9 protein-coding genes and 1 pseudogene are annotated in these 10,408 nt (G+C 37.4%); all 10 read right to left on the reverse strand.

Annotated features, from left to right (window positions below):
• Positions 1-195: pseudogene (locus ACTNES_RS16885) on the reverse strand (IS200/IS605 family accessory protein TnpB-related protein); the annotation flags it as partial.
• A gap of 116 nt (positions 196-311) precedes the next feature.
• Positions 312-521: a helix-turn-helix domain-containing protein gene (locus ACTNES_RS16890; protein ID WP_441040175.1), complete on the reverse strand. Its 210-nt coding sequence runs from the start codon at positions 519-521 to the stop codon at positions 312-314.
• Between the two features lie 187 nt (positions 522-708).
• Entirely contained in the window at positions 709-936 is a 228-nt protein-coding gene (locus ACTNES_RS16895; RefSeq protein WP_441040183.1) for a type II toxin-antitoxin system MqsA family antitoxin, read from the reverse strand.
• A gap of 349 nt (positions 937-1,285) precedes the next feature.
• The gene (locus ACTNES_RS16900; protein ID WP_441040176.1) at positions 1,286-6,589 is read right to left on the reverse strand and encodes a family 20 glycosylhydrolase; all 5,304 of its coding nucleotides are present in this window, start codon (positions 6,587-6,589) and stop codon (positions 1,286-1,288) included.
• Between the two features lie 49 nt (positions 6,590-6,638).
• A complete protein-coding gene (locus tag ACTNES_RS16905) occupies positions 6,639-7,775 on the reverse strand; it encodes a radical SAM protein (RefSeq protein ID WP_441040177.1) in 1,137 nt (378 codons plus the stop codon).
• Positions 7,762-8,643, reverse strand: coding sequence for a hypothetical protein (locus tag ACTNES_RS16910; RefSeq protein WP_441040178.1), 882 nt, complete (start codon positions 8,641-8,643; stop codon positions 7,762-7,764). The genes ACTNES_RS16905 and ACTNES_RS16910 overlap by 14 nt, the downstream gene beginning before the upstream one ends.
• Before the next feature lie 5 nt (positions 8,644-8,648).
• Complete coding sequence (locus tag ACTNES_RS16915; protein WP_441040179.1) at positions 8,649-8,879, reverse strand: hypothetical protein; 231 nt, start codon at positions 8,877-8,879, stop codon at positions 8,649-8,651.
• Positions 8,880-8,882: 3 nt separating this feature from the next.
• Positions 8,883-9,089: a hypothetical protein gene (locus ACTNES_RS16920; RefSeq protein ID WP_441040180.1), complete on the reverse strand. Its 207-nt coding sequence runs from the start codon at positions 9,087-9,089 to the stop codon at positions 8,883-8,885.
• Positions 9,070-9,891 (reverse strand): hypothetical protein, encoded by an 822-nt coding sequence (locus tag ACTNES_RS16925; RefSeq protein ID WP_441040181.1) that lies wholly within the window; start codon positions 9,889-9,891, stop codon positions 9,070-9,072. The genes ACTNES_RS16920 and ACTNES_RS16925 overlap by 20 nt, the downstream gene beginning before the upstream one ends.
• Before the next feature lie 93 nt (positions 9,892-9,984).
• A partial coding sequence (locus ACTNES_RS16930) for a helix-turn-helix transcriptional regulator (protein ID WP_441040182.1) occupies positions 9,985-10,408 on the reverse strand: 424 nt, incomplete at its 5' end.

Raw genomic sequence — 10,408 nt, forward strand, 5'->3', positions numbered from 1 at the left:
TCTTACAATTGCACCTGCAATCTTTTTGCCCAGTTCTGTGTTCAGACGTTTCGTATATGCCCATCTTCCCTGTGTCTGCGCGGAGCCATGTTCCCTCTGGGATCTGCGGATCTGTCCCAGTGTGCGGTACATCCGGTCTTTTTCACTGGGATGATCGATAAATTTTCTTCCCAGGACAGTTCCGTCTGCCCGCATGATGGTACAGACTGCATCGGTATTCAGATTCTTAATTTTCTTGTGATTCTTCTCACCTCATTTTCTGTTATATTTCGTAATATTATCATTGATAATTATATTGAAACAAAAATCTGTCAGTCATCACAGATTTTTATTTCAATATGCTTTCCAAGTGCATTAGCATATTTTTCCAATACAATCAGTGTCGGTACCCTGCCGCCGCTTTCAAAACGTGCCAGATTTAATGGCTGTATCCCTGTTATATCTGAGATCTCCTGCTGGGTCATCTTCTGATTATGTCTTTCTTCTACCAGCAGCCGGATCGTTTCTGCCGATTTATTCAATACTGTTTCCTGAATCTTCATATCACTTATGATAAGTCTCTGCAAGATACTTTAGATTTCTTTTATACAGCTTTTAGGACTGATTTAGTTTCTTTATTTGTCTCTCATGGTTCTGATCCCTCATGGTCTCCTCATAGTCTTATATACGGTATTTTCAGAAGAAATGCAATAAAAATATAGAAGATTATTAGGCTACCTGTGGATAGTCAATAACAGTAATTTCCTGCATCAATTTCTTTGCCATATTTACAATCGCTTCAAGGCGTTCAGCAACTTCGTCCGTATAATATTTTTCTCCACACTGCTCACATTCAAGGCATGGAACATTCTTAATTACAATAATGCAATTTTTATAATTTACGACGTGTGTTGTTGTACTATTTACGGTTGTACTGTTTTTGCAATACATACGCATATCACACTTCCCTTTATTACTCATTCTCTTTATTTTCTGGAATTATATCACTTATGATAAGTCTCTGCAAGATACTTTAGATTTCTTTTATACAGCTTTTAGAGCTGAGTTAGTTTCTTTATTCATCTCTCGTGGTGTCTGACCCCAATGCCCTGTATCTTTTATGTGTTGATTTACACTTTATAATTATTTCAGAAAACTTTTATCTCCATTTTCGTGTACCTGACCCCAAGACCCCTATACGGAATCATTATAGTACTATATTACTTTATGCTTTAAAGAAAATGCCACTCCATCATCTTATTTTGAATGATTTCGCGGCACTTTCTTATGTTTTTAAAACATGTTATTATTTAACACTAAGACCATTTTGATCATAATTACTATAAATATTAACAATGCCAGATTTACGGAATGCTCTTACAGTGTAAGTGTATTTTACATTCTTTTTAACAGAAGTATCTTTGTAAACTGTTCCTTTTGTTACTTTTCCTGCAACTCTCCATGCTCCGTTATTTGCTTTACGGTAAACAACATATCCTGTTGCACCTGCAGTCTTTTTCCATGTAAAGGTCACACCGGAAGCAGATTTCTTTGCACTCTTCAGTACTGGTGTACTTAATTTAGGAATTCCTGAAACTCCCTTCTTATTATATGCACTCAGAACTACTCCATCTTTGGTTTTCTTATATGCTCTGACAGTGAATGTATACTTCTTACCCATCTGTAAGCCTTTGCATATATAAGATGTAGCATTAACCTTTCCAAGAAGTTTCCACTTACCACTTTTCTTCATATAAACACGGTATCCATCTGCATTCTTCACTTTGCTCCAAGTTACTTTCACAGAATTGTAGCTTACAGAAGTGACTTTTTCAAGTTTCGGTGTAGACAGTTTTACTGGTTTTTCTGGTGTTTCACTTGGTACTGGTGTCTCACTTGGTACCGGTGTTTCACTTGGTACTGGTGTTTCACTTGGTACCGGTGTTTCACTTGGTACTGGTGTTTCACTTGGTACTGGTGTCTCACTTGGTACCGGTGTTTCACTTGGTACTGGTGTTTCACTTGGTACCGGTGTTTCACTTGTATATCCTAAGCTCATAAAAGCACACGCAATTGCATTTTCATCAATAGGTGCAAAGATATTATTAGGTGAATTATTGGTACTATTCAATCGCTTAATCTTGGTAATTGCAAGTATACCAGCGTTTTTCCCTTTAGGATTGTCATTTTTAATAATTACCTGTCCACTATTAACAGTATAGAACATATCCGTACTACTTGTAAAGGTTCCGTCAACACTTCCTCCTGTTACGCTAACCGTATTATTTAAAGCTTTCAATCCAATCTGATACGAAGAACCCTCAACTAAATTAAATGTAATTGTCTGTTGAGGATATAGATAAACTTCATTCTTCGGTCCATTATCTAACAGATCCTGCACTTCTCCAGCATCATAATGCTTGTCATCACTCATAATAACAGCGTTGTTTACGATTTTATTACCAGTGGTAGCGTCTGTTGTGGAATAAACCTGACTGAGCGCCTTTTCAATCTGATCATGGTATTTAGTATTATTTTCTTCAGTTTTAACATTCCATGTCGCTAAAGCACAATTTCGAAGTTCCACAAATGTTGGAGATTTTTCTCCATCTTTCGCGTAAACTTCATTTGCTTTTTCATCATTATTCATCGTATTATAAACACGGAAACCATCAATCCAAAGTTCCTTATTCTTATTTTTAGAAGATGAACTGAAAGTAATTTTCACTGTATAAGTATCATAAGCCAAATCCGTTATACTTGCAACAGGTACATTATAAGCATTTGTAATCTGTCCCTTTGTCGCATCAGTAGTACCTGCTTGTATAGAAGTATCAATGCTTAATAATCTTACAATAGGGCGGGGGTTCCCATTTTCATCTTTATGCTGATCATCCTTTAATGTTTCATTTTCACGTCTTACAGTTGCTATACCTGTAGAATTAGTACAATTTGCATAAATATCTATTCCTGTACCTTTAAAAGTAAACGTCGCTGTTGAGCCAGTAACACGTGTAACAGCCTCAGTTCCATTACTTGGTCCAGGCTTTTCACCTGTGTATTTATCATCTTTTCCATAATTATTTCCGGAACTTTCTACAGATGCAGTCTGAGTCCCTTGACCTTTATTTTCACCTGTCCATGAACCGGAATACTTAGCAAATCCCTCTTCATAATATACAGTTGTCGCAGGATAAATGTATATTTTATGAGTTAACTCACCATCTTCATCTTTCAATGATACAGTTAGCGTTTCTACTTTTGGTAAAACCTCACTCGGTGTATAAACCAACTTATAATCTTTCGGGTCGTCTATATTTACACTCACACTTCCGTATTGATAGCCAGTAATCTTCGCTGTCTTCAATGCAGAATTAGATATACCAAGTTTACTACCTGGAATACTTAAAGGAAGTCCAAAATCAATTACATACTTATGTGTATTATTAAACTCATAATATAATGTTACAGTTTTTCCATCTGCAGATCGAACAACTTTCACACATTTGTAGTTATTATCTCGATATATCGTTGAGATTTCAGGCATTGTTGACAAATCAGGTGATACATACTGCATATTGCCTCTTATATTGGTAACTCCACCATTTTTAAGACACTTTTTGCCATTTATGATTTCTGTTTCTAAAGACTCAATCTTCTGATCAAAAAATGTTCCCTGTTTAACACTGATATTATAGTTATAAAATTCGTTTCCTGTTGTATTATCTGCATATTTGACTGTTAAAGAATCTTCAGTTACTTTAGCACGAACATAATAAGTAACTAACATTCCGTGTCGATTTCTGATAGAAAGTCCTGGAACAGTTGCTTCGCCACCGACATGATATCCAACCGCATGCAAGGCACTACTTTCAAATCTTCCAAGGTTATTTTCATCATCCACCCATACAGCTTTTTCCGTTCCAGTATAACTGTAGTTTTTGTTTTTAATGCTAGTTGTATCGTCAGCAATAGAATCTGATATCGCATCACTGCTAGGTGTTAATGTAATCATATACACTTCATAATCTGAAGTCTCTTTTGCTCTAATTAGGCCGATATTTCGTTTAAAATTCATCCAAGACTTCCAGTAATAATAGTCCTGATCAACAGCACCATTTTTATCATCTGGATTACAATGAAATGCTATCGTTTTATCTCCATTTGGGAACTCACTTGGAATTATATCTCCACTTTCATATTTTACAGCGTAATCAACCAAAACATAATTACTAGCCACCCAATTAAGGTTCTCTCCCCAGTCTTTAACTTCTGTCGTAATTTCTTCTGTTACAGTTGTCTTCTGTAAATAATATGCAACAATTTGATCTGAAGTATTAATATTATTCCATTCAGAGCCATCTAAAGAAATAGACCATTTACCATCCCAATAACGGATATATGTAAAATCAGTACCCGCGCCAGATTTATCTTTTCCTTCTGCTATCTGCTTATTACTACTTGTTAACTGTGTTCCCTTCCAAAAAACCATATTAGTAGTCTCAGATTCGCCTTTTGCACCCTTAGCCGGTACTAATTCACTTAATTTCGCACCTGTTGCACTATACACACCCTCAGTAGATGCAACAATGTTCATATTATATGCGCCATTAGCCTTAACTTTTGCATTGGTAATCCAAAATTCAACATTTTGACTAATACCGTTTAAATCAATAACATCAATTTCATAACGAACGGTTCCTACTGTATAATGAGTTGTTCCTGTTGTTCTACCAGTAAACTCAACTGTAGTATATGCTGCATCATTTCCTACAGCATCAGTGCCCTTCACCGTTACATCCGCAATTGAAGAATCATATTCTGATGTCAATGTATTATTTTCATTATTTACACCGGTCTGTACTTCTGTTACTGTCTGACCGACCCCAACCTTAATAGTCTGATTCGTTACATGCACATCAGAATCTGATGACTCAACATTAAAAGTTGTAGTATACTGAATACCATTTCCAGTTTCCGCCGTAATTATTGCTTCACCGGCCGCCTTTGCAGTAGCCGTTACACTTGTTGCTATTATAGAATCGGAAGAATCCCTTTCAACTGATTCTAATGAAACAACACTAGTATCACTGGATGACCATTTTACTTCTGAATTATTAGAAAGTCTTAATTCTGCAGACTGATTAACACTGTCTAATGTTCCATTAAGAAGTTCAATTGTTGGTGTGCCAGAAGGTGTTACATTACTATGAATATTTGTTGCACTAGTTAAAGGTAACGTACCGCCAAAACCACTGATTACACTTGATACTGTATCAGCAACCTGGTCATACGTATACTTACCAGGCTTATCACACCAAATACAGAACATCGCACCTGCTGGCTTATCAATGATTTCATAGTCTGACTCCCAAAGCCATGTTTGTCTGTGCTTAAATTTTTTATATTCAAAGTTCTCTGCTTTCTGAAGAGAACACTCATCTCCTCCCAACACCCAATAATAAGAACTATTGGTATTAATAAGTTTAAATCCTTTTTTAGCTAAAAATGATGCAGATGCAGGTTTATATCCATACCATCCATTTGACCAATAACAGATAACAATATCTGTATTTATATTTATATCATTAGAAGTGTTTTCATTATAATAAATACCATCATTAAATGCCATCGGCTGCATATTTGCATTTTTTATCATCTGTGCAACATTATTAATATATTGAACATAATATTTATACTGACCATTATTTATCAAATCTTGAAAATGCGGCGTAGTATTTACATCATTTCCATACTCATCTGCACCCATATTAAACATCTTGCAACCTTTGGATGCAAAATATGTAATATATTTCAGCAGCAAAGCCTTAGTAAAATCTGTAGCAGTAGAATTTGTTACATCAATAGTTCTTTTAGATGTTGAATATGCAACACTACTAAGTCCCAATTTTTTCATAGCAGATAAAATTGCATCCATATGTCCAGGACTATTAATTAATGGAATTATTTCAACCCCCTTAGTATTTGCATACTGGAGAATTGTATCCATGTCATTCTCAGTTAATTCATCTACATCAAAATTGTAATAACTTTCATTACCCTCATGAATTGCCTGAGTCACTTCGTAGCTGGAATAATTAGTGCCGTCAACTGTTAATGACATATCATCCAAAAGGAAACGTAATCCATCATTACCAATTCCGAGCATTACGGAATGCATTCCTGCTGATGCAGCACTGTCGATAATTTTTTCCAAACTGTTAACAGAAAAATACTTGCGTCCACAATCTACCATAACTATAGATTTATCATATCCCTCTACAGTCTGTCCGGCAGAAGTAGCAAGTGCCTCATCGGAAAACTCTTCTTCCTCAGTACCAGCACTAAATGCATCCTCTTCTTCTGCAGAAAACAGTTCTTCTTCCTCTCCACTCTGAAATGCATCATCTGCAGCTACTGATTCGTCAGAAACATTTGATGATCCATCTTCACTTACGCTGACGTCCGTTGAAACAGGTGTTTCATCTTCTGCCACTACTGTAGATCCCTCACTGTCAAAATCTGCACCGTAAGTTGTAAGAGGAACCATTGTTGATAACATGCATACTGTCATTACAACAGACAGTATCTGTTTCATTTTACTTTTCATAATCTTCCTCCTTAATAAATAATTATGTAACTATATATCCTGACATATTTTATGTCATAGATTTCAATTGTTTTCCAGCAATTTTCTTCATTGAATCCACCATTCTGCATAGATATCGTGGAACTTTTTGAAAATTACCAGTTTCTGCCAGGGCCATCGCGGCGCATGAATGGCAAATACTAAAACTATCACATTTACTACATATTCCAGAAAGCCTGATATTTGCAGTTTTTTCCGTTAGTTCATTCCAAATTTCATTAAAAGACTTATCGGCCAGTTCAAGCCTCGGTTCTGTCATCATACCACAGGGGAGAATCATTCCATCCCATGTAGCCCAGAAAGATGCACTTCCAGCTCTGCATTTTACTGAACCATCAACCGGATCATAACATGATTCATCCAGACCCATAGGCTCTGTTCTTCCATTAAGAAGATCATTGAGCATAGCCTGATACCGTTCCGACGAATGCTGCAGACGATATCTCTCCAAATACCAATATGCTGCATCTTCCGGTTCGAACCTTCCGCTTTCCACAGCATCAGGTTTCATTTTACGAACAGGTGGAAACATATATGCATTAGCCTGCAAAATCAAACCTCGATCTTCAGCAAATTTAACCATTTTCGGCAAATCCTGAACATTATAAGGTGTCAATGAACAGTTAAGCTTTACCAAAATTCCTTCCTGCTGCAATAAATCAATAGCATGAACTACTTTCTGAAATCCGCTTCCATTCCTGCATAACCTCTCATAAGTATCCTCAGATGCACCATACAGGGTGATATTTACTCTGGAAGGTGGCTGTTTATGAAAATGTGCAATCGCTTCTTTATCAATCAGTGAACCATTGGTATTGATAGAAAGAACCAACCCCTTTGTTCCCAGATATTCATATAACTCCCAAAAGTGTTTCCACATTAACGGTTCTCCACCAGTAAGCAGCAAATATAGCATTCCTGCATCCACTGCTTCATCAGAGAGTTTTTTCCATTGTTCCAAAGTCCTCATGCTTTTTCCGCTTTTTCTTATTTCTTCAGCAGACTGATGAATATAACACATTCGGCAATCAAAATTGCATGCCGGTGTAAGTTCAAACGTTCCATTCATAGGAATTTTTCCTATATGAGCCTTCTGTAAGAGATACTGCGTCAAAGGTGCCTCATAGAGAATTTCATCTGTTTTCATCTATATGTCCCTCCTTTAACGTTTCATAAAGCAATTTTACAGCAAAAATATCAGGTGTACATTCAAGATAATATACCTTTGTTTCTTTGATCAAATCCTCAACCATATCTGAAATATGAATTATATATTCACTGTTCCAGGTATTTATTATCATCTGTGAATACAATTTCCGAAAGGCCTCAGCTTTATCCAATTCTTTTATACTGCATTTCTCTGACTTTCCCAAAACTACAATTGCTGCCAGATCACTAGATTCATTCACGAAATATCTGGAAGACCCGGCATATGGTGAACCAAATGCTTTCCAATTTCCATCAATTTTTCGTAAAATGCTTTTGTCTCCATTAATAATCCGTGCATTTTCATTACATTCCCACAAATCTGCCTGTGTTGATTTTCCAATTCCTGACGGTCCCGAAAATAGGACTCCCCCAAATTGAGTTTTTATAAAAGATGAGTGCAACATCATGGCATCATGGCGAATAAGCAATTCTTCCAATGCAATATGCGAAAATGTATTATGGCTTTCACTAAAGAATTTATCATATCCTTTTAAATAAATGATTTCTTCTTTCGTATCAGAAACTATCTTACCTACCGCATAAACTCTGTCATCTTTAAAATGATCAAGGTACGTTCTCATAAGAGAATCTTTATCTTCGCGAACAGAAAAAATTATATTCTTGAATAGTTCCTCCGATGAATACTCCGGAAGTTTATCTCTATCACTGATAATAATTTCAATCTTATCTTTGGAAGTTGTATTTTGGGACAAAAAAGGTATAAAACCATCTGTTATTATTATTGGATGCTCCAAATGAATTTCCAGCAAAATATCCGCTATTTTAAATTTAAATACATAACTCATATTATTTATGAACTAATCGTTGCATTAGAAATAGATCCATTGGTATAACAATAGGTTTCCACTCCCACTACGCATACAATATTGCCCTCAATAAAAATGTTGTCAAACCACTCGCCATCTATGTATCCATTTTTGCTTCCATCTGTATTATCCTCATAAATATTACACCCGGCAATATGCTCCGCCAGCTCAAATCTCTCCATATAGATCTGTGGCTTTTCGTAAGTCTTCTTCATTATCTACTTTTTCTCCCTTCTAAGCCATGTACTTACATACACTGCTTTAATGTCGCCCTGTCTGTGCTCTGTAAGGAGTCTGACCGGGCATGCAGGTTTTTTGTTCTGGATGGCATCACTTTTGTGTGCTGTCCTTTTGCTGTCAATGCCAGTCCCTGCTTCCTGCACATTTACAGCATTTTCATCCATTTCAGTAAGCAATGCTGACAATCTCCACATCTCCCAACATATCCTCTGACGTATCCACTACAGTGGTCTCGTCCACTGCAAGGCTGTCTACTGTTGCAGTATAGCTTAATCCACCGAAGTACATGTCATCCAGAATGCTGTGATATTTCACCTGGATGTTGTTCAGTGTGTCGCCGGAAATATTCTGCAGGTGAACACCCTGATCGTCTTTGGTTATTGCACATGCGTCTTCATTTACAGATGCATCTGCGTTATAGGAAGCCTGTGCTTCTATGTAAGCTACACCGGCGTTTCCATCATAGGACGTGTTCGCTGTGTCAAATGCAGTAACGGATTTACCTGCCGGAATGTCCTGAAGCGTAAATGAAAATGCTGTTCCATTATCCAGTTCTACAGAGATCTCTGCTGATTCCAGATACTGGTCAGAAATATTCTTCAGCTGGATGGAGGCTATATCATCACCGTTCTCAAGCTGTGCATCCGGATTGACACCGGAATACTGAAACAGAGAATCGATACGAAGCCTGTTATGATCAAGCTTGTACGGGAATTCCAGTCCTGTGTCATCTTCCTCGGCTGTATCTGCAGGTTCTTCCTCATCAGTCGATTCTGCTGACTGACTGTCTTCGGATTCCTCTGCTGCCTCGGTTACCTGAGCGGATTCTTTCGTCTCCTGTTCTGCAGACTGCTCAGTGGACGCATCCTGCTTCGAGCTGTGCTTATTCACTGCGATCAGAGCACCCAGAACAACCACAATTACCACAATGACTGCCAGCCAGAGCTGAAAGCGTTTCTTATCATTTCCACCTTGCTTGCTACTCACTATCATCCCTCCTTTTTACCTTTTTTTACAATTACAAATTGTACTCTTAAGCCCATTTTATTCCTACAGACTTAAGTATGAGGTTTTCTTTGCTTATTTCAAAATTCCAAGTTCTTTTCCCTTTAGAGTAGCCTGTACTCTGCTGTTAACTCCCAGCTTTTTATAGAGGCTGTAGATATGGCTTTTAACTGTGGAGAGTTTCAGATTTAACTCCTGACAGATCTGTGCGTTGGATTTACCGCTGTTAATATCCCACAGGATCAGAGTCTCCATCATAGTCAGATGTTCCTCCGTATAGCTGCCGGCTGTTTCATGCACTCCCGGAGCCTGTCGTTTCGCTACACGTACAAGCAGTTCCAGATAATCCTCCTGAGGCATACGCCGTACATTTCCGTAGTTGTACTTCTTTTTGCGGTGCCAGCCTTCCGGAGAATTCTTGCTGACCCATTCAACATAAGCATCCAGCACCTTCCAGCCGGAATTTCCATAATCAGCATAAAGCCTCACATAGCGGTAG

This window comes from Blautia sp. HCP3S3_D9 (assembly GCF_052063845.1).
GTDB lineage: Bacteria > Bacillota > Clostridia > Lachnospirales > Lachnospiraceae > Blautia_A.

Excerpts from the sequence above, each read along its gene's own strand:
- ACTNES_RS16905 (WP_441040177.1), bottom strand. The coding sequence starts at position 7,775 with ATGAAAACAGATGAAATTCTCTATGAGGCACCTTTGACGCAGTATCTC.
- ACTNES_RS16915 (WP_441040179.1), bottom strand. The coding sequence starts at position 8,879 with ATGAAGAAGACTTACGAAAAGCCACAGATCTATATGGAGAGATTTGAG.
- ACTNES_RS16895 (WP_441040183.1), bottom strand. The coding sequence starts at position 936 with ATGCGTATGTATTGCAAAAACAGTACAACCGTAAATAGTACAACAACA.
- ACTNES_RS16910 (WP_441040178.1), bottom strand. The coding sequence starts at position 8,643 with ATGAGTTATGTATTTAAATTTAAAATAGCGGATATTTTGCTGGAAATT.
- ACTNES_RS16900 (WP_441040176.1), bottom strand. The coding sequence starts at position 6,589 with ATGAAAAGTAAAATGAAACAGATACTGTCTGTTGTAATGACAGTATGC.